At 66.6% G+C, this 26,283-nt stretch carries 26 protein-coding genes; 3 read left to right on the top strand and 23 right to left on the bottom strand.

Going from position 1 to position 26,283, the window contains the following annotated elements:
• Nucleotides 1-11 precede the first annotated feature (11 nt).
• On the top strand, nt 12-620 hold the full coding sequence (locus ACFVAJ_RS16505) for a nucleotidyltransferase domain-containing protein (protein WP_376945933.1): 609 nt from the start codon (nt 12-14) through the stop codon (nt 618-620).
• Complete coding sequence (locus ACFVAJ_RS16500; RefSeq protein ID WP_376945931.1) at nt 617-1,033, top strand: hypothetical protein; 417 nt, start codon at nt 617-619, stop codon at nt 1,031-1,033. The genes ACFVAJ_RS16505 and ACFVAJ_RS16500 overlap by 4 nt, the downstream gene beginning before the upstream one ends.
• Here the strand turns inward: ACFVAJ_RS16500 and ACFVAJ_RS16495 are convergent.
• The 14 genes from ACFVAJ_RS16495 to ACFVAJ_RS16430 all read right to left on the bottom strand — a co-directional run bounded on the left by ACFVAJ_RS16495 (nt 1,030) and on the right by ACFVAJ_RS16430 (nt 14,629).
• Nucleotides 1,030-1,695, bottom strand: coding sequence for a hypothetical protein (locus ACFVAJ_RS16495; protein WP_376945929.1), 666 nt, complete (start codon nt 1,693-1,695; stop codon nt 1,030-1,032). The genes ACFVAJ_RS16500 and ACFVAJ_RS16495 overlap by 4 nt on opposite strands.
• A 92-nt stretch (nt 1,696-1,787) precedes the next feature.
• On the bottom strand, nt 1,788-4,748 hold the full coding sequence (locus ACFVAJ_RS16490; RefSeq protein ID WP_376945927.1) for a hypothetical protein: 2,961 nt from the start codon (nt 4,746-4,748) through the stop codon (nt 1,788-1,790).
• Between the two features lie 13 nt (nt 4,749-4,761).
• Nucleotides 4,762-5,235, bottom strand: coding sequence for a hypothetical protein (locus ACFVAJ_RS16485; protein WP_376945925.1), 474 nt, complete (start codon nt 5,233-5,235; stop codon nt 4,762-4,764).
• 6 nt (nt 5,236-5,241) lie between these two features.
• A complete protein-coding gene (locus ACFVAJ_RS16480) occupies nt 5,242-5,556 on the bottom strand; it encodes a hypothetical protein (protein ID WP_376945923.1) in 315 nt (104 codons plus the stop codon).
• 127 nt (nt 5,557-5,683) lie between these two features.
• Nucleotides 5,684-6,490 (bottom strand): hypothetical protein, encoded by an 807-nt coding sequence (locus tag ACFVAJ_RS16475; RefSeq protein WP_376945921.1) that lies wholly within the window; start codon nt 6,488-6,490, stop codon nt 5,684-5,686.
• 364 nt (nt 6,491-6,854) lie between these two features.
• Complete coding sequence (locus ACFVAJ_RS16470; RefSeq protein WP_376945919.1) at nt 6,855-7,937, bottom strand: hypothetical protein; 1,083 nt, start codon at nt 7,935-7,937, stop codon at nt 6,855-6,857.
• 60 nt (nt 7,938-7,997) lie between these two features.
• On the bottom strand, nt 7,998-8,594 hold the full coding sequence (gene lepB / locus ACFVAJ_RS16465) for a signal peptidase I (protein ID WP_376947055.1): 597 nt from the start codon (nt 8,592-8,594) through the stop codon (nt 7,998-8,000).
• Nucleotides 8,595-8,716: 122 nt separating this feature from the next.
• Nucleotides 8,717-9,493, bottom strand: coding sequence for a DUF1524 domain-containing protein (locus ACFVAJ_RS16460; RefSeq protein WP_376945917.1), 777 nt, complete (start codon nt 9,491-9,493; stop codon nt 8,717-8,719).
• 110 nt (nt 9,494-9,603) lie between these two features.
• Nucleotides 9,604-10,053, bottom strand: coding sequence for a hypothetical protein (locus ACFVAJ_RS16455; RefSeq protein WP_376945915.1), 450 nt, complete (start codon nt 10,051-10,053; stop codon nt 9,604-9,606).
• Between the two features lie 424 nt (nt 10,054-10,477).
• On the bottom strand, nt 10,478-10,810 hold the full coding sequence (locus ACFVAJ_RS16450; protein ID WP_376945913.1) for a hypothetical protein: 333 nt from the start codon (nt 10,808-10,810) through the stop codon (nt 10,478-10,480).
• Nucleotides 10,797-11,171 carry a hypothetical protein gene (locus ACFVAJ_RS16445; RefSeq protein WP_376945911.1) on the bottom strand — a complete coding sequence of 125 codons (375 nt, stop codon included), beginning with the start codon at nt 11,169-11,171 and terminating at the stop codon, nt 10,797-10,799. The genes ACFVAJ_RS16450 and ACFVAJ_RS16445 overlap by 14 nt, the downstream gene beginning before the upstream one ends.
• Nucleotides 11,171-13,195: a helicase-related protein gene (locus tag ACFVAJ_RS16440; RefSeq protein WP_376945909.1), complete on the bottom strand. Its 2,025-nt coding sequence runs from the start codon at nt 13,193-13,195 to the stop codon at nt 11,171-11,173. Before ACFVAJ_RS16440 ends, ACFVAJ_RS16445 begins: the two co-directional genes overlap by 1 nt.
• Before the next feature lie 144 nt (nt 13,196-13,339).
• Nucleotides 13,340-13,489, bottom strand: a complete 150-nt coding sequence (locus tag ACFVAJ_RS16435) for a hypothetical protein (protein ID WP_376945907.1) — start codon at nt 13,487-13,489, stop codon at nt 13,340-13,342.
• A gap of 36 nt (nt 13,490-13,525) precedes the next feature.
• On the bottom strand, nt 13,526-14,629 hold the full coding sequence (locus tag ACFVAJ_RS16430; protein ID WP_376945905.1) for an ImmA/IrrE family metallo-endopeptidase: 1,104 nt from the start codon (nt 14,627-14,629) through the stop codon (nt 13,526-13,528).
• 92 nt (nt 14,630-14,721) lie between these two features.
• Between ACFVAJ_RS16430 and ACFVAJ_RS16425 the strand changes: the two genes are divergently transcribed.
• Nucleotides 14,722-15,300, top strand: a complete 579-nt coding sequence (locus ACFVAJ_RS16425; RefSeq protein ID WP_376945903.1) for a helix-turn-helix domain-containing protein — start codon at nt 14,722-14,724, stop codon at nt 15,298-15,300.
• On the opposite strand, the gene ACFVAJ_RS16420 is transcribed toward ACFVAJ_RS16425, so the two are convergent.
• The 9 genes from ACFVAJ_RS16420 to dnaE all read right to left on the bottom strand — a co-directional run bounded on the left by ACFVAJ_RS16420 (nt 15,203) and on the right by dnaE (nt 26,275).
• Entirely contained in the window at nt 15,203-16,042 is an 840-nt protein-coding gene (locus ACFVAJ_RS16420; protein ID WP_376945901.1) for a hypothetical protein, read from the bottom strand. The two genes, ACFVAJ_RS16425 and ACFVAJ_RS16420, sit on opposite strands and share 98 nt — an antisense overlap.
• Before the next feature lie 31 nt (nt 16,043-16,073).
• Nucleotides 16,074-16,748, bottom strand: coding sequence for a hypothetical protein (locus tag ACFVAJ_RS16415; protein WP_376945899.1), 675 nt, complete (start codon nt 16,746-16,748; stop codon nt 16,074-16,076).
• A 49-nt stretch (nt 16,749-16,797) separates the two neighbouring features.
• Entirely contained in the window at nt 16,798-18,321 is a 1,524-nt protein-coding gene (locus ACFVAJ_RS16410; RefSeq protein ID WP_376945897.1) for a M23 family metallopeptidase, read from the bottom strand.
• A 482-nt stretch (nt 18,322-18,803) separates the two neighbouring features.
• A complete protein-coding gene (locus ACFVAJ_RS16405; protein WP_376945895.1) occupies nt 18,804-19,289 on the bottom strand; it encodes an HNH endonuclease in 486 nt (161 codons plus the stop codon).
• Nucleotides 19,290-19,312: 23 nt separating this feature from the next.
• The gene (locus ACFVAJ_RS16400; RefSeq protein ID WP_376945893.1) at nt 19,313-20,263 is read right to left on the bottom strand and encodes a hypothetical protein; all 951 of its coding nucleotides are present in this window, start codon (nt 20,261-20,263) and stop codon (nt 19,313-19,315) included.
• 52 nt (nt 20,264-20,315) lie between these two features.
• Nucleotides 20,316-20,777 (bottom strand): single-stranded DNA-binding protein, encoded by a 462-nt coding sequence (locus ACFVAJ_RS16395; RefSeq protein WP_376945891.1) that lies wholly within the window; start codon nt 20,775-20,777, stop codon nt 20,316-20,318.
• Between the two features lie 180 nt (nt 20,778-20,957).
• On the bottom strand, nt 20,958-21,245 hold the full coding sequence (locus ACFVAJ_RS16390) for a hypothetical protein (protein ID WP_376945889.1): 288 nt from the start codon (nt 21,243-21,245) through the stop codon (nt 20,958-20,960).
• Nucleotides 21,242-21,847 carry an exonuclease domain-containing protein gene (locus ACFVAJ_RS16385; protein ID WP_376945887.1) on the bottom strand — a complete coding sequence of 202 codons (606 nt, stop codon included), beginning with the start codon at nt 21,845-21,847 and terminating at the stop codon, nt 21,242-21,244. Before ACFVAJ_RS16385 ends, ACFVAJ_RS16390 begins: the two co-directional genes overlap by 4 nt.
• Before the next feature lie 33 nt (nt 21,848-21,880).
• Nucleotides 21,881-26,275 (bottom strand): DNA polymerase III subunit alpha, encoded by a 4,395-nt coding sequence (gene dnaE / locus ACFVAJ_RS16380; RefSeq protein WP_376945885.1) that lies wholly within the window; start codon nt 26,273-26,275, stop codon nt 21,881-21,883.
• Between the last annotated feature and the right edge of the window lie 8 nt (nt 26,276-26,283).

The following is a 26,283-nucleotide window of genomic DNA, read 5'->3' as shown; positions in this document are numbered from 1 at the left end:
GAGGTGCAACCATGGATCTCAGCTCACCGCTCGCGACCCTCACATCACCTGTTGAAGCAGGCATCCTGAAGGTGCTCGCGCGCGCCGACACAGAGTTCTCCGGACGCCAAGTCCATCGGCTCTCCGGCGTCGGATCCGCGCCAGGCGTCTGGAAGGCGTTGCAACGCCTCTCCGAGTCAGGCCTCGTCCACGCCCGACAGCGTCCATCCGAGACTCTGTACTCGCTGAACCGGGAGCACCTTCTCTTCCCCGCGATCGAAGCGGCACTCGCCGCCGAGCAGACGCTCTTCGACCGCATGCGGACGTTCACCGAAGAGCACGCACCCGAAGGGACGTCTGTGTCCGTGTTCGGGTCAGTCTCCAGACGTGAGGCAGGGCCCGGCTCCGACGTCGACCTCGTCGTCACGTTCCCCGATGACGTCGACGAGGACACTGCGTCCCAATTCCGCGACGACCTCGCTGTAGCCATCGAGCGGTGGACAGGGAACGCCGCCAGCATCATCGCCCTCCCCGAAACGGACGCGAAGACGCAGCTCGGATCCCACGAACCGATCTTCGTGTCGATGAAACGTGACGCCGTGTACCTCGTCGGCCCGATGGACATCGCACGGCTCGCATGAACCCGCGCAGAACGTCCGGCACCCGGAACGTCGACGCCGGAGAGGTCAAGGTCCGGATCGCCGACGCCAAGAAAGGGCTCGAAGTCGCCGAGCTCTACATCGAGGAGACCGACCCTGCATCCTGGAAGGCTTCCGGATCGAACGCCGTGACCGCCGGCATCGCCGCGGCCGACGCGATCTGCGGCCACGTGCTCGGATACACCTCGAGTGGACAGAACCACCTCGAAGCCATCGCCGTGCTCAACGAAGCGACCAGCAGCGCGAAGAAGCCGGCCACGAACCTCCGCCGGCTGCTCGACCAGAAGACCGACTACCAGTACGGGACGAGCGTCATGAAGCAGGACTCCGCACGGAAGCTGGTCGATTCTGCGCGCGAGCTCGTCGCGTACGCAGAGCAGGTGCTTCGAAGCTAGGCGGAGAGGCCGGAGCTGAGCCGGTCGAGCTCTGCGCGCACCTTGTCGAGCTTCTCGGCGTTCGTGATCTCAGGGTCCTCGAACGAACCGCGGATCGAGAAGAGCTCGTATCGCTCGCAGACCTCGTCCACCGACAGCTCTTCGTCGAGGAGGCTCACTCGCACCTCCAGCGCCTGGTCCTGAATGTCGGCGGGGAGAAGCGAACGGCACCAGGCGACCTGCCCGGCGATCGCGACCTCGCGCAGGAGCACTGTGCGGATGTGCTCGGGGTGGTCTTCCCAGAACTTCTCGGTGTGTGCGTTGTAGGCGGCGTCTCGAACGGTGTGAGCCTCGCGGACCTTCCTGTCGTTTCCGCTGGTGAGGGCGCTCTGGTTCGCGCGGTCGTAGACGTCACGCCAGTCGAAGTCGGCGATCTGCTTCTTGAGGTTGATGTACTCGCGGTATCCGAGAGCGATGTTGCCGAGAATGCGGTCGGGGATCTCGACATCGGCCCAGTAGTCGACGTAGGCGCGCAGGGTGTGGAAAGGGCCCTGCGGGTACAGGAAGCTGCCCTTGTTGTTCAGCTTGATGAGCACCTCTGGATCAGCTCCCGTCTGGACCTTGCCGGCGTATCGGCCGTCGCGTTGATGCAGCATCTGGTTGCGGTCGACCTGAGTCGTCATGATATTCCTTCCGGGCGGGGCCTGATCGCATTGATGAGTGTGCGGCGCCTCTCACCCATGACTGAGTGAGAGGCGCCGGTGACCTGCAGGTGTCAGGCCTTCGGTTTGGGCGGAGCCTGCGTCGAGGTGCCTGACGGGATGCTTCGCTGCGGCGCCGGAGTGGCTGCACGACCCCGGCCAGCCGGTGCCTGGGCGTGCTGCCCGGCCGCCTGGGCGACACTCGCCTGCTGGCGGTCCGACGCCTTGCGGGCCTGCTTGGCTTCCGCTCTGGCTGCTCGAGCCGCAATGGCCTCTTCCTCCTGGAGGCGCTTCGACTCTTCGGCCTTCACTCGCTGCTGCTCCTGCGCGTAGCTGGCGTGCATCTCCTGCTGCGCGGTTGCGCGCTCGCGGTGCCCGTGACGGATCTTCGATCCGATCGCGATCGGTGCGAGGACGAGGCCCGCTGCACCGCCGGTGAGGGCGGTCGCTGCGACGCCGGCAGCGCCGAGCGCTGTGAGGCCGAGCACTCGAGGTGCGCCGCCCGGGATCTCCCCGATCTTCTGACGGCTCTTGTCGAGGACCTTCTGGTACCCATTCCAGCTTGTGTCCCACGCCGTCTTGGCTGCCTGCTTCGTCGCCTCGGGGGCTGCCTGACGGATGAACTTCCGCGCCTCCGGGTCGGTGGCGACCTGGCGGAGCATGTCGCCGGCGAAGCGTGCTTCTCCTGCGGCCTTCCGGTACCCGGCGGCGGTCTTCTGGCCGATCGCCTGGGCCCCTGCTGCGACACCGGTCGCGACGCCCTTGGCGCCAGCACCGATCTTCTTCGCAGACTCCTTGTGAAGAAGCATGGTCATGCCGACGGTGGTCGCACCGGCGGCGGTTGCTCGACCGGCTTCCGCCACTGCGCGGCCGGCACGCTGAGCGGCGGTCATCGGGACCTTGTTGCCCTGCGCCTTCCAGTGCTCCTCGACGGCCTTCTGCTCGTCCTTCGCTGCAGCCTGCAGCTGACGGGTGCCGGCGGCGCCGACCGCCTTCGGGGGTGCGCCTGCACCGACAGCCTTCCCGGGGCCGCCGACCGGTCCGCCGGAGCCTGGCGTGCCGAGGCGGCCGCCGGACATGCGGTTCAGGGCGCGGCTGCCGATCTCACGGCCCTTGCCTTCGACGGCGGACTGGCCACGGTTCTTCCAGCGCTCCATCGCACCGCCGGCGAGGACACCGCCGGCCGCGGCCGCACCTGCAGTACCCCAGGAGCTCAGCCCCTTCAGGGTGAACGGCGACGGCTTGTTGAACATCTTCTTGAACGTGTGGTGCAGGACGAGGATCGCGATGAGCGGTGCGAGTGCCGTCCAGATGAGCGCCCAGATGATGTCCCCGCCGATGAGGGACTTACCGGCGACCACGAGGGTGTGGGTGAGCCAGGAGACGAGCACCATGATCGCGGATGCTCCTGCGGCCACGACGGTGAATCCGACGAGCTGCTTCGCGAGCTCCGTGGAACGCTTCCCGACACCTTCGCGGCTGAACATCGACGCGAGCAGGGTGACGACGAGGAGCGACATGAGGAGGACCCCCATGAACTTTGCCCAGATGATCGCCCCGGACAGGATGAGCCCGAAGAGGAGGAAGCAGATGAAGCCCGCGACGAGAGCCCAGCCTGCGCTGATCGTCGGCCCGAAGCCGGCGTTCGTGCCCTGCCAGGACTTCACGAAGTTCAGGACGTCGGCGTTGTCGGTGTAGTCCTCGATGTTCTGGTCGGTGCCGCCGCCGGTGGAGATGTTGAAGTCGGCGCCGTCGGACGAGCCGCCGTTGTCGATGTTCGTCTTCTGGTCACCGGTCCACCAGGCTTCGCACATGTTGGCGCTGATCCAGGCCGAGCCATCCTTCTTCGTCTGGAACTCGGGGTAGACGGACCAGCCGCCGCGGCCCCACTTGCAGGCGGCCCAGCCGATCATGGAACGGTCCAGGTCGAACTCGTTCGAGGTGGAGAACGCCAGCGAACGAGGGTTCGCAGTCTTGCGGAGTTCCTCGCCGTTCGGGAGGCCCAGGCTGGTGAGCCAGATCTGCTGATCCGGGCGGACGTTCGCCTGCATGTCGGCGTAGTGGCACCAGACTCGTTCGGCGATCTTGTTGTCGGAGCCGAATTGCGCGTCCGACCACGCCATCCGGCCGGTGTTCATCCAGAGGCCGGAGACGGCGTCGGCCTGGTTCGCAGAGCCGTCGGTGCGCTTGCTGTTCTGGAAGAAGCCGTGGAGGTTCTGCAGGTAGCGATCGCAGGTCATCTGCTCGCCGGTAGATTGCATCTCGTCGGAGGTGGAGAACCCGGCGGTGGTGATGGTGTTCACGAGCCCGTTCGTGACGGCGCCGACGGTGTCTGACACCTTCAGCAGCACCCATCCGGGCGATCCGACACCGGGCTGGTACGGGACGCCGTTCTCGCCGCCCTTGCTGTTCGATGCACCCATCGACATGACGGCGATCGCCGCGACGACGAGGACGACCGAGAGGCTTCGCTTCAGGAGGCCCACGCCAGACTGGCCGCGGGACTTCACCCAGATCGCGGCGATGATCAGGCCGAGGCTGACGAGGATGAACAGCAGCGGGTTCGCGAGGACCATCTTCCCGAGGTTCTCGGTGGCGAAGTCGATCTGCGCGCCGATCGCGCGGATCGGTTCGAGGTTCGCTGCGAAGTTCGACATGGCGTTCGTCGCAGTCCACAGACCGGAATTCCAGGCGAGCGACGTGCCGGTGATCGCATCCGTTGCGACCTTGTTGATGACGCCGCCGATGTCGCCGGCAGGGCGGGTGTGCAGGCTCGTCGTCGAGTCCGACCACCGGTTCAGCGGGACCAGCTTCGAAGAGCCGTCCTGCGTGTCCGGCTTCGGGAACGCGGTGATCCCGCCGTAGTCGTCCACCATCGGCACCGACCCGATCGTCGTCACCGACGTTTCAGGGCTGGGTGCGGTCGCCGCCATAGCCACTGCAGGCGCGGTGAGGAGCGCCGCGCCGACCATGCCGGCGATGAGGGCGCGGACGATGCGGCGTCGGTTGCTGCGGTGCTTCGGGGCGGTGCGCATGGTTGGAACCGTTCTAGGCGAAGATGTCGTGACGCGGTGCGTCGTTGTTGGTGCGGCTCGTCTGCCCGTACACGGGGGTGAGCTCTTCGGCCGCCGACTCAGCCAGCCGGTCAGCTGGGACGGAGGACGACACGATCTTGGTGATCGCTGACTCGTCGCTCATCGGGACACCGCAGACCAGCGCCTTCCCTCGCAGTTGCTTGGCGCGGCCGCGGTCGAGGAGCAGCCGGTACATCGGGAGCTGCAGCCCCTTCTTGGAGCGGTACCGGAACAGCCACCACCCTGCGAAAGCGAACAGGGTGGGCATGATCACGAGCGCCGGCGACCCGATGATCATGTAGAGGATCACCGTCGGAAGGATGGAGACGCCGACCGAGATCACCGTGACGATGAAGGAAGCTTTGTTGGCTTCCACCGTCAGCACGATGATCTTCCGGTCGACGTTCCGCTTCCGCCCGGTGAGGTGTGTCAGCGAGTAGAGCGACATCGCCGACTACCCGAATACGGGCGCGACGATCTTCAGGGCGAGGTTGATGACCCACTCGAGGATGCTGAGCACCACCGGGATGAGAACGTCCGGTGCGATGAGCAGCCCGCCGATTGCGAGCGTCCACCAGATCGGCGACTGACGTGCGCCGCCGCCTCGTCGCTTGTCCCAGATGAACTTCAGGATGGAGAACGCGATCAGGCCGACGCCGACGACGATCAGTACGACCTTGAGCGGTCCGCTGAACGCCGACGACACCGTCGACCAGAAGGTGCTCCAGGCGCCGGTGAGGTCAACCTGTGCGGCTGTGTGGATGATCATTGGATCCCTCTCGATTCGGGTTCCGGCTTACGGCCGGGGTCTGCAGATGAGACATGCGGCGAGATTTCGCTGCATCCGGTATGTATGCGGCGGATTCGAGAGGTGGTTGGATTCGCTCTGGATCAGGTCATCGTGCGCGGCGAGGCTGCCGGGCGACCGACTGCTCGAGCGCGGACTCCCACAGCTGCTGCGCGTACGCCGGCCGGTCGAGGAGGAACTCGACAAGCTCCGCCTTCTCGGTGTTCGAGATCGGACCGAACGGTGCGAGGAGCGCGTACAGCCGTTTTGTGTTCCGCCCCTCGAGGTGGTCGTTGCAGGCGTCGAGGATCCGGCCAGGCGTGTCCGCGAGGTACTTGCGGACGACGTCGGCTTCCTTCGGCTTGATCTGCCTCGCGGCAGGCTTCGGAAGGTCGAGGTCGGCAGCGTACGCGTCCCAGAGTTCCGCCTTCGCGTTCTTCTTCGACAGCTGCTTCGAATCGACCGAGTCGGCGAGCCGGTCGCGGGCTGATCCTGAACCCTCGTACTGCGGTGTCGAGTGACGGGACTCCCCCACTTCGACGCTGCGGCGGGAATTCTTGTCGAGCTCGTCGAGCGGGATCGTTCCGATCACGGTCGGGTGATTGAGGTATCCGACCGGAGGCCGATGGTTCGGGTGGAACGCATCGGAGACTCGGATCTCCTCCGAGATCGCAATCGCCTCGCGTTCTGAGACGATCCGCTGCTCCTCGGCCTCGATCTTCGCGATCCGTTCCCGGGTCAGCTTCAACCCCTTGTGGGTCTCATGGCGTGCGTCCTGCTGGAACTGCTGAACGAACGCGGCGTTCGCGAGCGTGTTCACGAGGCCGGGGCGGATGTCGGTGTTCTTGGTCAAGTGGATGGCGAGCTCGACGCTCGCCGAGCCGACCGCGTCCTCAGCCTGCGATTTGCTGATCATGCTGCGGGTCTTCAGAGGACCTGTGCTCCCAACCGACTGGGATAGACCGGCCATCAGTCTCATCTCCCGGAACACCCAAGCTTCTGCTGCGCGCGCGACTCTCGGGTCGTCGCTGCGGAGCGCAGCGTTCAGGTCGTCGGGCCGTCCCGTGAAGTGGAATCCTTCACCGGCGGAGAACTCCAGCCCCACCTCCGCGGGGAGGTACGTCTTGTTCGTGTACTCGCCGTTCTTGAGTCGGCCTTGAGGTCCTACCGGGCGGAGCTTCGTGGTGCTGGTCATGCCCCGTAGGTGTGCGGCCGCCTCTGGACGCGAAACGGCGGCCCGGAGTACCCTCCGGGCCGCCGCGTTCGTGAGCGTAGCGGTGCTACGCGGCCTTCCGGCGGGTCGGCTTCTTCACTGCCTCCTCGAGCGCAGCGTTCCACAGCTTCATGCCGTGCGGGCTCGAGAGGAACAGCTCGACGAGCTCCTGCTTGTGGGTCGGCGACGCGTTCCCGAACGGTGCGAACATCGCCACCGTGTAGCGGGTCGTCTTCCCGTCCTCGTAGTCCTGGCAGGCGCGTGCGAGGGAGCGCTCGTCCTGCTTCATGAACTTCGCGACAGCGTCGGCGTCCTTCCGGCTGATCCAGTTCTCGGCAGCCTTCGGAAGGTCGAAGTCCGCGGCGTACGCCGACCAGACCTTCTGCTTCGCGTCCTTGCGGCTGAGCGTCTTCCCCTCGACCTGCTCGGCGAGCTTGTCGCGCTCCGAGCCGGCGCCGTCGAACGTCACGTTCTGGCCGTACCCGGACTGGTAGGCGATCTCGTCGATGTATGAGCCGGAGAACTGGTCCGCCGACACGGGCGCCGCGAGGGTCTTCAGGTTCATGAAACCCCTCGGAGGGCGGTGGCCGTCCTGGAAGGCGTCCGAGAGGCGGATGTTCTCGGCGATGCCCTCGATCTCCTTGGTGGAGAGCTCACGGCCCTGCTCGTGCTGCTCGTGCTCGATCGCCGCGGCGACGAGCTTGAAGCCCTTTGCGACCTCGTGGCGCACACCCGGGTTCACGTATCGGGACGCGAGCGACGAGGCGTACTGGTGGATCAGGCCGCCCTGGATCGGCTTGCCGTTGTTGAACCGGACGGTGAAGTGCTCGCCGGCGTCGCCGAGGATGTCTTCGGTGAGCTGGGAGTTCAGGCCGTTCTTCGCGACACGTCGGCCGATCGACTGGCGGGCGTCCTTGAAGAGGGCGGCGATGGCGGCGTGTGCGACGCGGCGGTCGCCGGAGTTGATGAGTTCCGTGTAGTCGGACGGGGTGTCCTTGAACACGAACCCTTCCTCGGGGTCGTGGATGAGTGAGACTTCGGCGCCCGACTGGGTCTTGAAGGTGTACTCGCCGTTGTCGAGGCGGCCCTGGATCTCCCGGGCGCGAGCCAGTGCGAGTGCCTGCTTGGGGGTGACGTCAGTTGTGGTCATGCCGACGTAGGTGTGCGGCGGATTCTGCGTTTTCACGAAAATCGCAGAAAAAGTTCAAAATCAGTCTTCGGCGAGCAGTCCGAGTCGGTCGAGCGGGAAGATTCGAAGCACCGCGCGGCCTTCGACGGAGCTGAGCGGCACGAACCCTCCGTCCTTCGAATTCATGTGCGCTCGTGAGTCCGCTGACGCTTCGCGGTTGTCGCCCATCACCCACATGTGCCCTTCCGGCACGGTGACGGAGAAGTCTTCGCCGCTGGCTCGTTCGAGGCTTGACGGCAGGTACGGCTCGTCGACAGGGTCACCGTTCACGGTGAGCCGGCCGTCGGCATCGCAGCAGACCACTTTGTCGCCGGGGATCCCGATCACTCGTTTGATCAGTTGACCGCCGAGGTCGTGCGGAAGGACCCCCAACCAGACCAGGGCCCCGGTGACCACGTCCGGGGCTGGGATGTTCGATGGCAGCCACCCGCCGGGGTCCTTGAATGTGACGATGTCTCCGCGGTGGACTTCGAGCGAGGACCCGGTGAGTTTCTCCACCCCGATCCGGTCGCCGACCTGAAGGGTGGGGTCCATCGACTCGGAGGGGATCAATGACACCTCGAACAGGGTGGACCTGACAACGAAGGCGAACCCGACGGCTACTGCGGCGACGAGCAGGTGCGCGACCGCGGACCGGGCGCGACGGCGTGCCCGGTCATGCCGGAGTGCTTCGCGTCTCGAGGACGGCTGTGCGTGCACGGGATCCACACCTGTAGGACATGCGGCGCCGGTGGCCGCGGTCACGATGCGCAGGAGTCAAGCGCTGCGGTCAGCGCTGCACGCTCCGCAGTGGTGACAGTGAGCTGGTACTTCGCTTTCACCGCCACCTGTCGTGCGGCGAACCCGCAACGGTAGGTGTGGTCTGCCGGCTGCCAGAGGTCAGCGGTCCTCCCAGCGCGGTCCTTCGATGAGGCGGGAGTCACTGCGATCAGGTTCAGGGGGTCGTTCGCGAACCTGGCGCGGTCCGGCATCTCCCATCGGGAGGTGCCGGCGCTCCATGAGCTCTCAAGCCCGACCACACGCTCCACTGCCACCGTTCTCGGCTTCGTGCCACGCAGGTACGTCCCGGGCTGACCGGTGAACGGGTCGGTGAACGATCCGGACAGCACCTTGCACCCGTCAGCTTTCACGTCAGTGAGGTCGCGAACCAGGATGTCGTCGACGGTGGAGCAGCCGTTCCGGTTCGTGTCCGTCCACTTCGGGCCGAACTCCGCTGCCGTGAACCCAGATGCGGGACGATCGTCGGTGTCGAGCAGCGCGAGCGCCGCCAGGGCGGAGGTTCCGGTGAGGAGATTCCCGAGATCGGCTGGCTCCTCAGGTGCCGCTTGATCTGCAGGTGCCGCTGATCCGGCATCCGGAACCTCATCGCCGGCTGCCGGTGCGTCGCTCGGCTCGTCGGTCGCACCGGCGACCGTTTCGAACGTGTCGACGATGTCGGCGCCGGCGCCGGACAGCATGATGAACGCCGCGAATCCGACGACTCCGAGGAGGACGAGGATTCCGTTACCCTCCCGCATCAGAACGGCGGGGCGATCACCAACGGGAGGAACCCGTCATCGGAGAGGGTGTTCAGGTCCACCAAGGGGACCTCGAGCTCGTACTTGATCATGATGAGCTCATGCGCGGGTCAGGCCGCGTCGACGGCCTTCACCTGGTCGTGGAATTCGCCTTCGACGGTTGCGAGCTTGGAGAGCAGCTGCTTCGCTGCCTCCCGGACAACCGGGCTTTCGTCCGAAGCGAGCGTCTCGATGACCGCGCGGTGGATGTCGGCGTTCCGGGCGGCGACGAGTCGTTCTTCAGGGAACGCGGACTGCACGACGGGGAACTGCACCTCGAGCGGGAGACGGCCGAAGTTCGGATTCGCGAACGCGCCGGCCGGGACGAGGACTCGCTCTTCGATGAGTTGTGCGAGGTCGTTCACGGTGACGCTCGGAGACTTCTGCGCGGCCGTTGCGACCGCCATGATGTCGGAGCGTGCGAGCTCGACGAGACGGGCGTGCTCGAGGTCGTCGACGTTCTGGGCGTCGATGAGATCTTCCGCGCCGAAGCGGGCCTCCCAGTCTGCTTCGAACTCCATGTCGAACTCGCTCAGCGGTTCGATCTCGGGTTCTGACAGCTCGCCGAAGGTGAAGCGTCCGTCGCGGGTTCGGTTGAGTGTCCGCTTCGGGCGCGCCTGAAAAGGAAGTGAATTGGACATTCCTTGTAGGTGTGCGGCCACACCGAGCGCACGTGGACGGTCAGCCCACCCTGAACCCGCGTACGACCGCCGTGATGCGGTCTCCCCCGATTTCGACAACGTCTATGTCTCCCCGAAACGAACGTGATAGGTGCCGCTCCCCATCGCGGTGTTCCTGTGAGGCACGCTACGGCTGTTGCGGGTGGTGGTTGGCGCAGACTCGGCGGCGACTCGCCGACTTCTGAGACTGCGTGAATGAGTTTTCGCTGGATGCAAGCTGAAAGGTGCGGATGAGCCAGCTGATCGGGAAATCCGGCCGATCGTCCTACGCGGCGCCGGCGCGGCGCTGAGCTCCGGCCTTCACCGGAGACCCCGGGCAGCGAAGCGTGAGGGTGCACTTCGCAGGCGGAGAACCCTGCGCGAGGAACGCGATCTTGTCGCACTCCGGGCACCACGTCACCGTGACGTGCGCCCCGGTGGAGACCTGCAGCTGCTCGACGACGTGCAGGTTCCGGTTCACAAGCTCGAGCTGCTCCGCCGAGAGGCGGGTGTCGATCCCGGATGAGACCAGCTCAGACCAGGTGGACTTCCGGTTCTGCTTGATCGCGACCAGCGCGATCTCCGCCGCGGCGAACGCGGCATTCCTAGTCGCGGCCAAAGCGCTCCTTGATCGAGGTGACGTTGTCCCGGCTGCGATCGGCGCGGGTGCGGTACTCCATGTACGCGTCGAACAGCAGCCACAGGCCGCCGCCGAGGCTGAACGTCGTGAGGAGGAACAGGCTGTTCGCGCCCTGGACAGGGATCGACATGTACAGCGCTGCGAACAGCACGCCGATCACCGTGAGGGCGGTGCCGAACACGACGCCGCGGCGGATCCGGAACTTCGGGTCCTTCGCAGTGGCGTCAGCCTGCAGGTCGGTGGTGGTGTCGGTCATCTTCTCCATGACCACCACATGCGCGGGTTCCCCCATCGTCAGCCTCCACTCCCCTGCGGACAGGTTCCCGCCGACCACCGACATCACCGAGCACCCGTCCGAGACTGCTTCTGCCGGCGCGCGAGCACCCCGTTCGTGATCTCCACGACGATCTCCTTCGCGGATCGCATCTCCGAGATGTCCGGCGCGACGGACACGTCATGGTCACCGCCTCCGAGGACCGCTTCGAGGGTCTTCCCCTTCGTGTGCTGGACGACCTGGATGCGCTCATCCAAGGTGCCGCGGGCGATCATCGTCACCGCGGAGATCGCGCTCTTCTGGTTCACCCCGTTCACACGGTCGAGAGCTTGCTGCACGTTCGCTGGCGTCCAGTCGGTCTCCACGAACAGGACGTCGGAGGATCGGGTCAGGTCGATGCCGACACCGGCGGCGATGATCGACGCGGCGAGCACCGGGATCTTCCCAGCCTGGAATCGGGCGACGACATCGTCCTTCTGCTTGTCGCTCATCCCGCCGATGATCATCGCGGACCCGGCAACGTGGCCGTCGACCGCGGCGGCCATCGCCTCGGTGACATCTCGATGGTGGGTCCATACGATCAGCGGACGGTTGTAGATCGGGTCGCCGTGCTCGTCGACGCCGGCGGTCGCTTTGACATGGTCGACGACCATCTCGGTCGCGGCGGGGATCTTCGCCATCCCGGCGGCGCGGCGCATCGCGGACAGCAGCCCGAGGTTCGTCGCAGCGAACTCCTGGACGGCTTCCTCGTCAGGCAGCTCACCGTTCGACTCCTCGAACTCGACCACCCACTCGGTGATCGCTTCGATGACGTCGTCATGCGCTTTCCGGAACCCCTTCAGGTCCACCTCGAGCGGCATCCCGTCGTGGTTCGGCTTCATGCCGATGCCGACCTGCTCCTTGGTGCGGCGCACCCACACATGTCGGGCGAGGATGGCGCGGAGCCCCTCGAGCCCGCGCTTCTTCGCATGGTTCCGCCCCCACTTGTCGCGGGTGGTGAACATCCGGAGGAACGGGTCGACGCCGCCGAACACAGGCCCGATGTGTCCGGACATCTCGATCAGCGGGGTCAGCTCGTTCGGGCTCGAGAACACCGGAGTGCCGGTGAGCGGGATCACCATCTTCTCCGTGATGTGGGTGATGTCGAGCACCGCTTCGCAGCGCTTCGTGCCGTACGTGCCTTCGCGGTGAGCCTCGTCGACGATCGTCACCTGCGGCCGCCACCCTGCGATGAGCTCCTTCAGTTCGGGGCGCGCAGCGAGCAGCGAATCGGAGACGATCACGACACCGGTCTCAGGGAGCTCGGGCGCCTTCCGGCCGGTCTTGAACACCGCACATCGGCCGTCCGTCTTCCCGCCGCGGTTGTGGAGTCCGGACTCGATGACGTTCCGCTCCCAGTTCAGGAGGACGAGCGGCGGGCTGATGATGAGGGTGCGGTGCGACTTCAGGAGGGTCGCGGCGGCCAGCGAACTGCGGGTCTTACCAACTCGTGGAGCGTCGAACAGGCAGTTGTGTCCGCCGGCAGCCGTATACGCGCCGACCTCCTGGAACGGGAACAGCGGCAGCCCGAACCATGCCGGCAGGACGCCGTTGATGGAGCGGAGTGCGGCGATCTCGTTCTCGTTGAACACCTCCATGCTCGGCGCCGACCCGGCTTTCGCGAGCAGCTCTTCGAAGCGAGGGTCGACCGTCGGCCGGGACCGGATGCGGATCGCTTCGGCGATCGCGGCTGGGTCGTGCACGATGCCGCGCTTCTGACGGCCCTGCGCGTCGAGGAGGTCGATTGTCGGGACGTAGAACAGCTCGCGCTTCTTGTCCCAGGTGGCACCCCACCCGAGCAGCTCTCCGGCCTCCTCGTACCCGAGGAACCGGTGCCTGACCATGGTGCGCCGTCCGTTGTCGTGGAGCCGCGCGACCGGGGCGACGAGCTCGTCGAGGTTCCGGACTGCGGCGAGGTCGCTGGCTGGGTCGTCAACCCATCGGATCCGGAACCCGGCGTCCGTGATCGTCTTCTGTGGGTTCGGGCCGATGCCGGACACCACCCAGGCGCTGCGTTTCTTGTCGAAGGTGCGGCCGGGGAGGTCTTTCACCCACAGGCGAAGCTCACGTCCGGTGTGCGGGTGTCTCGCGGTGAATCCGAATCGGAGCACGAGGCGCGGGTTCCGCCAGGTCCCTTCGAGAATTGCGTCCATACCCTTCCCTGTGCAGGGTCGGGAAAACCGGCTGGAGCGGGGTCAGGCGCCCGTTTCGTCGACGTCTTCGAGTTCTGCGAGCGGGCGAAGCTCGATACCGTCCGGGAGGTCGTCCAGGTCCGGCAGATCCTCATCGGAAGGCCAGAGGAAGAACACATCGTCGGCTTCGAGCACGATCGCGATCAGATCCATGTGATGAAGACATGCGGCGGCGCCGAGCCGCCCGGTTCAGGCAGCTCGGCGGGCCCTGGTCGTCTTCGTTGCCGTCTTCCGGGTCGACTTCCGGGCCGGCCGGCGAGCCGGTTTTGACGACGTCACGGATTCGTCCATGTCGGCGACGAGGAACCGCTGCTCACCGATCACCGAAGCGAATGCCTCACGGACCTTCTCGGCAGCCTTCGAGATCGCCTCCGGCTCGTTCTGGGACCAACCCCGCACGTAGGTGGACGCGGCGCCGCGGAGCTGGGTGGACATGCCGTTCGCACGGCAGAACGCGTACGCGAACGACTCCGCTTCCACCTCCATCGAGCCGCGGCATCCGCCGGCGCCCTGGTGGTACTCGGCGATCCGCTCGAGGTGGCCGCACGCGATGTGGCCGCGCTCGTGAGCGAGGGTCGCGGCGCGCTCAGCGTCGTTGAGGCGGCTGTCGATGACGACGACCTTCTGCTTGTCGGAGGTGTAGCCCTGGCTGCCGTCGTTGATGACCTCGTAGCGGACTTCGAACCCGGCGTCGCGGATCGAGCTTTCCAGGTTGTCGATGAACCCGGCTGGTGGCTCCTCGGAGAGCTTCTCGTACGGGAGCGGCAGCGGCTCGCCTTCGGTCTGGGAGATGTCGAACACCCCGACCGTGGTCCAGGACGCGACGCCGGAGACCTTCACCGTCTCGCCGTTCTCGTCCTCACGGTCCGCGTACCAGCGCTTCCCCGGCGCGAGGATCCTGATCGACCGTTCGCCCTTCTTCACGCGGCGGCCGAGCTTGTTCCAGACGGCGAGGCTCGCGACACGGGTCGCGGTCGGAAGCTGCCCCATGATGATCATCTGGTTGTTGAACGAGTACCGCGGCATCATCGACATCGCGTCGAGGTAGCGGTTCCAGTTCCCGTCGTTCGGGAGGTTCGCGACCGAGGTCTGGAGCTCCTTCAGGAACTCCTTCGCCTGCTCCTGGTTCCGGGCCGACGCTTCAGCGCGCTCCCGGTCGCGGGCGGACTTCGCCGAGTCTGCGTCGAGGGTGACGTCGGGAGCGGAGTGGGTGTGCTGGGTGTACCGGCCATCACCGGAGTGGTGGTCGCCGTGGAGGTCGATGACCGTGGTGGGAGCGACGTTCTGTGCCATGCCTGATGGGTGTGCGGCGGCACCATGACATGTCACCTGACAGCTGAAATTGTCACTGGAGCAGCGGCGTGAGACCGGCTAGCGTCGCCGTCATGCCTCAAGTCACGAAGATCACGTTCGAGGAGTTCCGCACGCTCCGAGGAGTCTCCGAGCGCACGCTGTTGCGGTGGCTCGCCCGTGAGGAGCTGCCCGGCGCCGTGAAGGTCGACGGTGCGTGGCGGATCCCGTTCGACGCGGTCAGGACGCCGCGGCCGGCGGCGCCGCCCGGCGCTGAGGTCGAGGTGACGCACACCCGACAGAGGACCAGGGTGATCCCCGGGTGGACGATGGCTGACCGGCTCCGGAAAGCCAGGGAGTCCGCCGGGTTCGAACAGCGCGAGCTCGCAAAACGGACTGGCCTGTCCCGGCAGACGATCAGCAACGCCGAGCGCGGCGTGTGCGCGACCAGCCGGAGGACGGTCTACGTCTGGGCCCTGGCTTGCGCGGTGAACCGGGACTGGCTCTTCACCGGCCAGGCGCCGGAGGAGACGACGATGCCCGGCCGAGATTCGGCCGGGCATCGGGACGCGGAGGTCAGTCCGCGTAGTAGAGCTCGAACGATGGAGGGTTCTCCATCGGGTCGATCAGTCGGGTGTTCCCGGCGCTTTCACGCATCGGTGACCCCTCGTTGAGGTAGGCGTTCATCGTGTCGATGTACGTCTGAACGTTCGTCTCCTTCAGGCGGGACGTGTTCGTGAAGACCATCGAGAACGGGCTGTCCAGTTCAGGTTCGGGCAGGTCAGTGGGCGAGTGCAACACCGACTTGTGCGCGTACCCGGCCAGCTGTGCGAACCGTTCCACGTCCGCCTCGGTGAGCGGGCGGTCGGCCTGGAAGCGGACCGCTCCCGGGTAGTAGGGCTCGAACCCGTCACGGACTCGCTCGAAGACGGTGCCATCAGCGCGGACGACTCGGTCGAACACGGTTCCGGCTTGCACTCGCGGATCGTTCTCCGAAGCGGTCGACGTGCCGTCGGCGCTCGCGATCGACACCTGCAGTACCGACGAGGTGACCCGGGCGACCGTGTCGCCGAGGTCCTTCCGGCCCACCTGCTCGAGCAGTTCGACTGCTTCGGTGACACGGGCGGCGTCCTGAGCTTCGAGGGTCTCCGGCGTGAGCTCGGCCGCCACCTTCCGGTGCCAGTATGCGATCGCGACGTCGTCGACGACCTCTTCGGCGTTCAGCGCCTCGACGAGACGGTCGCGGCCGCCGAACGGCAGGGCCTTCCCGGGCTGCTTCAGCCATTCGTCGACGAGTGTCTCGTGCGCCGGGCCGCTGACGAGGAGCGACGTCTCGGCCGGGGTGGGAACGGAGCCTGCGAACTGGGTGCGGTCGGGGCCTGCGCCGCCCTTGCGGAGTGTGGTGGTGTGGATCATGACACTGTGAGTGTGCGGTGCATTTCGCAGCTCAGTAGAGGATCGACGGCTCGACGATGGAAGTGACCTTCCCGGTCTTCTTGGAGACGAGCACGTCCCATTTGCCGGTGTTCACGACGTCGGTGCTCTGCTCGTTCACGACGTAGACGGCGTTGTACGGTGCGACTGTCATCACCTGGTAGTTCCCGTTGGCCTCGCCGTTCACTCCGGAGACGGGGTCGCCGCGCCAGATGATGTTGGTCTGCTTCACGTTCACGTACCCCCACGGGTTGCCGATCTCCGGCTCCGAGGTGAGGAGCGGCGAACCATCCTCGATGTACGGGGCGAGACGGGCGGTGCGGGCGGCTGCGCTCTCACCGTCGATGACGCGGGAGAACTCCATGACCGCCTTGCCGGCGACGTCCTTCACTGCCGACCAGTCGGCCGTCTCGCCGGACTTGTCGTGATCGCCGGAGCTCTCCTTGTCCACTCCGGATCCCGCCTTCCCGGGTGCGTCCGGGTCGGTGTGCGGGTCGTCGCCGGGGATGGCGGACTCCGTCGGGGCGGGCGGGAGGGTGGCGACCACGGTGGGCCAGGCGCTTCCCTCCTTGCCCTTCGTCTTCCCCGGCGAGCTGGGCGCGGTCGCGGCCATGACGGCGACGAAGATCACAGCGGCAACGACGACGCCAGAGGCGATGACGAGCCACAACTTTGCTTTCGGGTTCACCGTGATGTCCTTTCGATTCGGTGTCGCCCCACCCATGCGCGGGCGAGGTTCAATACGGTCCGATGCCGCCGCTGAGCGGCACGATCCGCCAGTCGACGCCACGCTGAAGCATGTACGGGACCGGGTCGATCTTCTGGCCGTTCACCGCCAAGTCGAAGTGCAGGTGGTTGCCGGTCGAGTCACCGGTGGTGCCGACCTTCCCGATCTGCTGACCTGGTTTCACCTGGTCACCGACCTTCACCATCGGCGGGTCGACGAAGTGGAGGTAACGGGCGACGACCGTGCCGTGGCGGATGATCGCGTAGTAGCCGAGGCCGCCGTCAGGGCGTCCTCCGGAGGTCTCGAGAACCGTGCCGGTGGAAGCGGAGAGGACCGGCTTCCCCTCGTCCATCGCGATGTCGATACCAGTGTGTTTGCGCCCGTCGGGACGCTGGTCGTACGGCATGGAGAACCAGTCGGAGATCTTCCCTCCGTCGGCGATGTTGAACGGCAGCACCCAGGGCCCGGTCGCGGTGATGCACGACTGCCCCGGCGTGGTGCCCGGCGCACCGCCAGGCGCGACCGGCACCCCGATCTCGATGTCGGCGGGGATCGCGACCGCCGGCGACTTGTTCCAGTACGCAGCGACGATCGCGCGCGCCTCGCCCATGTACTGCGTGTACCGGTCAGGGAACGCGGATACCTGCACGGTCTGCGCGACGACACCGGGGTCGCTGACCTGCCAGTTCGGCACACCGAACAGCGCCTTCAGGAACCGGGCGGTCGCCCAGTCCGGTCGGAGCCGCTGCTCGTCAGTGCCCCACCAGTCCTGCTGCTGGAACACGCCGAGGCTGGTGTGGTCCACCTTCTCGCTGTGGTTCGTGATCCTGGTCTCCACGATCGCAGTGGAGATCGAGATGTGCGCGGCCTGCGTCTGGTCGGCGGTGGACGCGTTCGGGAGCGCGGACTTGATGATGCCGAGGATGATCTTGGTGATCTCCACCTGCTCGCCGTCCATCGGGACGCCCTTCACAGTGAGAGATCCGTCTCCGGTTCCGCCAACTGGGGCGCAGCGCTGCTCCTGGCCGAGCGTCCATCCGAGCGCGCGATCGTACGTCGCTTTCGCCTGCTGTTCGTCCATCCCGGGGTACGCGGTGAACGCTTTCACGTGCACCTGTTCGACCTTCTCGGCGTTCTTCTTCAGGGTGTCGTTCTTCCCGATGATGCGGGTGGCGCCTTCATCGGTGACGACGGACCCGGTGCCGAGATCCCGGTACGCGTGGCCGGGGTCTTCTTTGTCGAGGAGATCCGACAGGGTGGCGACATCGGGGTCCTTGTTGAGCGTTTTCGCGAGGGAAGCGACGACAGGCCACGGCAGCCCGGACTTCTCCGCGATCTCGCGGTACCTGGGCAGGTCCTTCGCTGCGACGCCGCTCGAGGTCGCCGCCGACTGCGATGCAGCGTCGAGGGTGGCGTACGCGGCGGAAGCGATCGACCCGATCACTGCAGCCCAGGTGAGGGCGCTGATGAGCGACATGGTGAGGACGACACCGACGACTCCGAGGACGATGTTCCGGAGCCGCTTGTTCTTCACGACGGCGGTCGCGCCGCCCCGGATCGCGCCGGCGACATGCCCGGTCGCGAAGCCTTGAGCCGCTGCAGCACCGACGCCGAGAAGTGCCGAGCTGACGGACTGCTTCTCGCCGGGTTCGGTGTGAGCGCCGTTGCTGACGGCGTTCTTCAGCTCACGGCTGACCCGGTCACGGAACCGTGGCTTCTCCCCCGCCTGCTGCGACGGTGGTGGCGCGTCACCTGAAACGCGCGCTGCCCGGTCTGCGCCGTCGCTGATCTTCTGAGCAGCCTGCTGCCCGCGAGTCTGAGGCTGAGGCGCGCCGGCCGGCCTCCCGGGAGAGCTCGGAGCTCCGCCGGTGGTCGGCTTCTTCACGGGTGCCGGGACACCAGGCTTCCCGCCGCCCGAGACCGGGTTGGCGGCCGCGGCTGGACGGACGACCTTCGACGGGTGAGGCTTCGGAACCCCGGCGCCGGGGATCTTCCCTCCCGGAGGCTTCGGGATGTTCACCATGTTCGTCCTCGCCGCCATTCAACCTTCGGGGACACCCCCGCCGGGAAGTACCGTGTGCGGCGTCGCTCGAGCCGCCAGACGTACAGGGCGGACGGGATCTTGTTCGACTTCGCCAGGTTGTGAGTCGGGCAGAGCATCTGCAGGTTCGACAGGGTGGTCTGCCCGCCCTTCGAGTGCGGGTAGATGTGGTCCGCGTGAGTGCCGGTGCGCCGGCAACGCAGCCACATCGGCAGTTTGTGCTCGCAGCGGCCGTCGCCGGCTCGGCGGGTGCCTTCGCGACGCTGGGCGTCCGTGAACCGCCGTCGGGAGTCCTGGTCCGCTGGGCGGCCGCGGTACCGGTTGCCGCCGACGGCGAGGGCGATGACGACCAAACCGACGACCAGGATGATCGCCCAAGGTCGCTCGGAGACGAACTGCTGCATCGCAGTCGAGCTCACTTCGACGGCGGCGGTCGCCGAAGCCGTGAACGAGGGGTGCATGCCTTGAAGACATGCGGCAGGGGTTACCAGCAGTTCCCGACCGCGTTCGCGACGACCTGAGCGTCGACGCCGGTGTAGGACACCTTGTAGACGCCTGACCCGCCGGAGACCGCCTTCGTCACCGTCCCGGAGCCGGAGAAGGTCCCGGTTCCTGTTGCGCCCGACGGCCCGGTGAGGGTGCCGGTGATGCCTCCTGAGCCGGTGATCCGGAACGTGACGGTCGCGCTGCCTTCGCATTCGTACGACATCGTCCCGGTCGCGGCTGAGGAGCCACCGCCACCGCCGCCACCGCCGCCACCGCCAGGGTTCGGTTGAGGCTGCGGAGCAGGTTCAGGCTGCGGGGCGGGGTTCGGCGCCGGGTTCGACGGCTGATTCGCCGCTTCCTCGGCTTTCCGCTTCTCCTCGGCCAGCCGCGCTGCTTCGTCAGCTTCTTTCTGCTTCTGCTCCGCTTCGGCGATCGCTGCGTCCAGCTGTGCCTTCAGTTCATCAGTCGCGTCAGCGAGCGAGTTCACGCAGCCGAGTAGCTCTGCCGCGCGCTCGGCGGTGCCGGCGAGCTTCTTGCATTTCAGGACCCACGAGGTGACCGTGCCGATCTTCTCTGCGGCGACCTTGCCGGCGGCCTCGCCGGTCAGCTTCTCCGACCGTTTCACCTGCTCGGCGGCTGCAGTCTTCGCCGCGTCGAGGTCCTTCTTCGCGGCGGCTTCGTCGGTCGGCTCGGGGGTGCCGACGACCTGCCCTGCGACGGTTTGCATGAACCCGTCGAAGTGCGTGGTGATCGTGTCCCACTGGGCTGCGGCGCCGCCCGTCAAGGCGCAGACGAGCGCTGCTGCGGTCACAGACTTCGCGAGGGGTCCGGTCAGATGGTGCCGGAAAGTGTCGCGGGGCCGACGCAGCAGGCTGATGGGGCGATCTTGCCTGTCTCGCACATCTTGAAGACATGCGGCGATTACCGCAGAAACGACGGAAGCCCGCACCGATGAACGGTGCGGGCTTCCGGAGCGGCAGTGGTGCCGTTCCCGGCGACTCCTAGAAGTCGTCGTTGGGGGTCGCAGCGGCGGCGGTCGCGGCCACCGGCTGCTGGGCGGGGGCGCTCTGCGCCTGGCCGCCCTCGGCGCTGCGGTTGCTCTGCGCGCGAGTCACCGAAGCGGTGGCGTAGCGCAGCGAGGGGCCGATCTCGTCGATCTCGAGCTCCATCGTGGTGCGCTTCTCGCCTTCCTTCGTCTCGTAGGAGCGCTGCTTCAGGCGGCCCGACGCGATGACGCGCGAACCCTTCGACAGCGAACCGGCGACGTGCTCGCCCATCTCGCGCCAGGCGGCGGCGCGGAGGAACAGCGCTTCGCCGTCCTTCCACTCGTTCGCCACGCGGTCGAACTCGCGGGGCGTCGACGCGATCGTGAAGTTCGCGACGGGCAGGCCGTTCTGGGTGTAACGGAGCTCCGGGTCAGCCGTCAGGTTCCCGACGACGGTGACGATGGTCTCTCCAGCCATGTATGTACTCTTCCTTTTCGTATGTTCGTCCACCCGGTCGGGGTGTCCAGTTACCTCATGCGCGGGATTGTCCCGCACTGGGGTTCGGATACCTCATGCGCGGGAAGTCCCCGCAGCTTCGGTGTCCAGTTACCTCATGCGCGGGAACGTCCCGCGCCGGGGTTACTTCTTCGTGTGCGGCTACTCGAGGCCGGCGGAACGAAGGACCAGCTGGTTGCGGATCTGGTCGATGAGCTGCTCGCTGGTCAGTCCGGTCTCGGTGCTGAGGAGCTGCAGGAGGACGCGTGCGATGCCGGTGAGCCCGTTCACGCGGCGCTCCATCGTGAGGCCGGCAGCTTGCTCGCCGGCCATCAGCGGGAACCCGGCGACGATCTGCTCGAGCGCGGACAGCATCTGCAGGGTGTCGTCGGCGGCGTTCACATGAGGGGTGTGCTCGTCGGGGCCGAGGTTCGCGGCGATGGAGCTCATGCGTTCACCGTCAACTCTGCGATCGCACGGCGAGCAGCGAGCTGGGCGCGGCCTTCCTCGAGGTGGAGGCGGACGTCGTCGAGCGCGCGGTGCGGCTTCTTGTCGTTCACCGAGGTGAGCTCGCCGCCGGTGGCGCGCTTGTACGCGCGGCGCTCCGCGCCGGTGTCGAGCATCTCGCGGGTGTTGAACAGGGTCGACAGGGCCGGCATGTGCTCCTTGAGGAAGCGGTTGTCGTAGTGGGACACCCCGGAACCGGACAGGATGAGCTCGCCGGGCATCGCGTCGCCGAACGACATGATCTTCTCGATCAGCTCGCCTTCGACCTCTGCGATGTCGGGGAGGAGCGCCCAGCGCTCGTAGCTGTCGACCTCGTCGAAGAGGCCGTTCGCCTGGTGCATCCGGCGGACGAAGATGTTCGCTCGCATCCGGTTGATCGCGGCACGTGGTGCGCGGATCACGGCGGTGTACTCGAAAAGGATGTTGAGGTCCTGGTCGGTTCCGATGGAGCCGATCTCGAGGATGGCGTCGGGCTGCTCGTCGAGCCCGGTCGCTTCGAGGTCGACCCACAGGTTCGTAAGGACGGGGTCGGTGGTGGTGGTCATGCCCGACACATGCGCGGGCATGACCACCACCGGTCAGGAAGCCGCCGCTGCCGGGGCCTTCTTCACCTGCGGGCGACCGAACACGAACCCTCCGAAGAAACCGTCGTCATCGCCTTCGGGAAGCAGGATCTGCTGCTTCTCCTGCTTCGGCGGCTTCACCTTCCCGAGAAGGGCCATGTAGACGATCTCGTCCTCGTCGAGCTCCTCGTCTTCGCTGTCGTCATCGTCTTCGACGGTGACGTACTCCAGCTCGAACGGGTCAGCCTGCACCGGCGTCTCGGCCGGCGCTGCAGCCAGGTCGCCGTCCACGACACCTTCCAGTGACGCCTCGATGAACGCCTCGTCGTACTCGACGATCGACTCGGGGATGTCATCCGGGATCTCCCACGCCTGGAGCGCGTCGTACTCGAACGCCGACCCCGCGGCAGGCTCCGGCTCCGGGGCCGAGTCCGGCTCCAGGGAGTGGTTCACCACTCCCCCGCGCGGAGCGCTCGCCGGCGGCTTCTTCGTCGCCTTCGGCTTCACCAGCTTCAGCAGCGGCATCACCGGAACCGGCAGGTCGGTGACCCCCGATGCGTTCGACTGCTCGACGAACGAACCGACAGGCGGGTCGAACACCTGGATCGGGTACATCCGCTGCACGGTGATCTCCTTCGTGGTGACCACCTCGAGCAGCACGTCGTCTTCGTCGCGGATCTCACGCTCACGCATCGACACGGTCGCGATGACCGCGATGACCGAACCGACCGGCGGGACCTCCTTGATCGCCTTCAGCGCGTCATCCCACAGGACACCGTCGATGCTCGTCGCGGAACCTTCGAGCGTGATGTTCGCGCGGCGGCCGCGGGAGTACGACGCCTCGGTCCACTTCGCGAGCAGGCCTGCGGTGAGCACCATCTCGCCGTTCGCGTCCGGGATCCTCGAGATCGGAATCGCGCGGGCACCGCCGACACGTCGACGGACGCGCATCTCGTCACGGTCCTCGACGGCGCCGGGAAGGCACCACTCACGGACCTGATCGGTGAGGCTCGCGAGCGGGTGCTCACCGAGGTTCACGCCGAGACGGGCACGCTGACGGATGGACCGCTCGAGCACCCCGAACTCAGCGTCCGGTACCGGCATCGACGGGCGTGCCTTCAGCGCGCGAGCGATCATCAGCTGGCCGAGACGCGGGCCGAACTCGTCGCACGCGCCCGCTTCGACGAGCCCTTCGATCGCGGCGATCGACGGGGTCTTCTTCTCGGCGACGTCGGAGATCCGGTACACGAGCGACCCGAACGAGTCGAACGGGACACCGGAACGCTCGCGGGCGTCGACGACGTCGTCACCGAGCTGGCCGACGCCCTTGATCTCGGTCAGGCCGAGGCGGACCGCGGCACCCTCGGGGGACGTGATCCGCTGCGACATGTTCACGTCCGGAGGGAGGATCTGCACACCTTCGGAGCTGAGCGCAGCCATCGCGGCGAGACGCTTGTCGTCAGCGCTCGTCGTTGACAGCACCGCAGCGCCGTACTCCGCCGGCCAGTTCGCCTTCAGGTACGCGGTCACGTACGCGAGCTGAGCGTACGCGGCCGAGTGGGACTTGTTGAACAGGTACGACGCGCTCGCACGCATCGCGTCGATGACCCGCTGCGCGGTGTCGCGCTCGAACGCGATCTTCGTGACGTTCCCGTCCTCGTCGCGGAGCTCCGTGGTGGCGCCGTCGATGAACATGGTCGCCACCTCCTCGAAGACCTTGATGTCCTTCTTGCCGACCGCCTTGCGGAGCTTCGATCGCTTTTTCGCGTCGAACCCTGCCATCGCGGCGCCGAGCTGCATGAGCTGCTCCTGGTACACCCACACGGCGTACGTTTCGCCGAGGACGGAGTCGATGACCTTCTGCTCGGCCGGGTCCTTCGTGAATTGGTCGTAGTCGATCTCCATCGTCCCGGCCTTGCGGTCCGCGTACAGCCGGTCCATGCCGGCGCCGAGCGGGCCCGGCCGGAACAGCGCGAGGATCGCGGACAGGTCGCTCCACGAGTCAGGCCCGATCGAGCGGGACATGTTCTGCATGCCGGCGGAGTCCATCTGGAACAGACCCGACGACCGGCCGGCCTTCAGCAGCGACCAGGTGTTCTGCACCTTCTGGTCACCCTTCGTGTCCGGGTGCGGGAGACGGCGCGGGTCGAGCCGCTCACCGGTGGTCTCCTCGATGAAGTCGACCGCCTGGGAGACGATGTCGAGGTTTCGGATGGAGAGGATGTCGAGCTTCAGAAGCCCGACACCGCCGCCGGAGATGTCGCCGATGTCGGGCGCGTCCCATGCGGTGATCGTGCGCAGGCCACCGGATGTGGACTTGGAACGGTCGCGGCGGAGTGGGATGAGGCCGCGGAGCGGGACGTCGGAGACGATGATGCCGCACGCGTGGATGCCGGAACCCTTCAGGGTGCCTTCGATTCGGCGGGCGAGGTCGACGATCCGTGCACCGCTGTCGCCGGTGGCTTCGAGCTCGGAGCGGAACTTCTCGGTGCCCTGGTTTTCGGGGTCGTCGAGGTCCTTGAACGTCGCGAAGTCCGGGACCGCTTTCGAGAGCCGGTTGCCGATCGCTGGAAGGTCGAGAACTCGGGCGGCGTCCTTGATGGACGCTTTCGTCTGGGCGACGTTGTGGGTACCGATTCGGGCGACCTTGTCGTGACCCCAGCGGTGCGCGAGGTACGCGCGAACGCGGTTCACGTACCGCTGCTCGAAGTCGGAGTCGATGTCGGGGTAGTCGGGACGCCCTTCCTCCATGAACCGCTCGAACAGCAGGTTGTGCTCGAGCGGGTCGAGGTCGACGATCTCGAGCGTGTACGAGAGCACCGAGCCGGCGGCGGATCCTCGGCCGGGGCCGACAAGGATGCCGCGCTCGATGTGAGGCCAGTCAGGCAGGTTCCCGTCGTTGCGGGCCCACTGGACGAGGTCGTGCATGATGAGGAAGTAGTCGCAGAACCCGGCGGTCGAGATGATGCCGATCTCGATCTTCAGTCGGTCGAGAACCTCTTCGGGGATCGGGTTGCCGTACCGGTTCTTGGCGCCGTCCAGTGCGAGGGACCACAGGTACTCCTCGGAGTCCTTGAACCCTTCGGGGACTGGGAACTGCGGGAGGTGGAGGCTCGGGGTGGGGAGCACGTTGTCTTCGAAGCGCTCGGCGACCTTGACGGTGTTGTCGCACGCCTCCTGCCACCATGCTTCGGGGCGGAGGGCGCGCATCTCCTGCTCGGTGCGGATGTGGTATCCGCGGCCGTGGAACTGGAACCGCTTCGGGTCGCTGAGTGCGCGACCGGACTGCACGGCCAGCCACGCCTCGTGGGTCTCGTGGTCTTCCTCGTTCGTGTAGTGGGAGTCGTTCGTCGCGACGAGCGGGAGGTCCCACTTCCGGGCGAACTCGACCATGGCAGGGAGCGCGTCGGACTCGGCAGCGATGCCGTGCTCCATGATCTCGAGGTAGACGTTCTCCTTGCCGACCGCGTCGATGATCCGCTCCATGTTGCGGTCAGCCTGCTCGAGGGCGTCTTCCGCCTTCGACTCCCAGTTGGCGAACTCCACCACAAGCGACGGGTCGGTGTAGACCTTGGCATTGGCGTCGACACCGGAGATCCGGTCAGCCTCGGAGTCAGCGGCCTCCGCCAGCGCGAGTTCCGCCTCGTACTCGGCGGTCCTGTCTTCGGAAGTGTCGACATACAGGGCGCGGAGCTTCTCCCTGTGGCTGTTCGCCTTCGTGCGGAGCTCGATCACCGCGGCTCGGTCGCTTTCGCTAAGCGAAGCCATCGCGGCTGCACGACGCGCCGGAACACCGTGGGCGTCGATCCGTCCGACGGCCTCTTCGGCCTTGGCCTTGGCCGTCACGTGACGGCTGATCGGGCCGAGGATCGGACCGCCGAGGCAGCCGGTGAGGACGAGGATCCCCTCGTGGTACTCCTTCAGGAGTTTGAAGTCGATTCGCGGCTTCGCGTGGAAGCCGGACTCCTCGGCGATGTCGAGGATCGTGGCGAGGTTCCGCCACCCCTGCTCGGTGTATGCGAACAGGGTGAGGTGCTCGTACTTCTTCAGCTTCTTCGCCGACTTCATCGACCCGCCGCGCTCGTCGACGTCGTCGTCGACAGCGGACTCGTCGTCGCGGTCGACTTCGACGTTCTGCTTCTGGGTGCGGTCGGGCTCGTCGCGCCAGTCGGTCATCACCGCGAGGTACGCCTCGACGCCGATGAGCGGCTTGATGCCGGCGGACTTGGCTGCGGCGTTCATCGCCCAGGCGCCGCCGACATCACCGTGGTCGGTGATCGCGATGGCCGGCTGGCCGTCGGCTGCGACCTTGTCCGCTGCGTCGGTGACGCGAGTCATTCCGTCGAGGCCCGAGTACTCGGTGTGGACGTGAAGGTGGACGAAGCCGCCGGTGCGGGTCGTGTCGCTCATGTGGTCTC

Source organism: Agromyces sp. NPDC057679, assembly GCF_042799635.1.
Classification (GTDB): Bacteria; Actinomycetota; Actinomycetes; order Actinomycetales; family Microbacteriaceae; genus Agromyces.
This window is presented reverse-complemented; position numbering and strand designations above follow the sequence as displayed.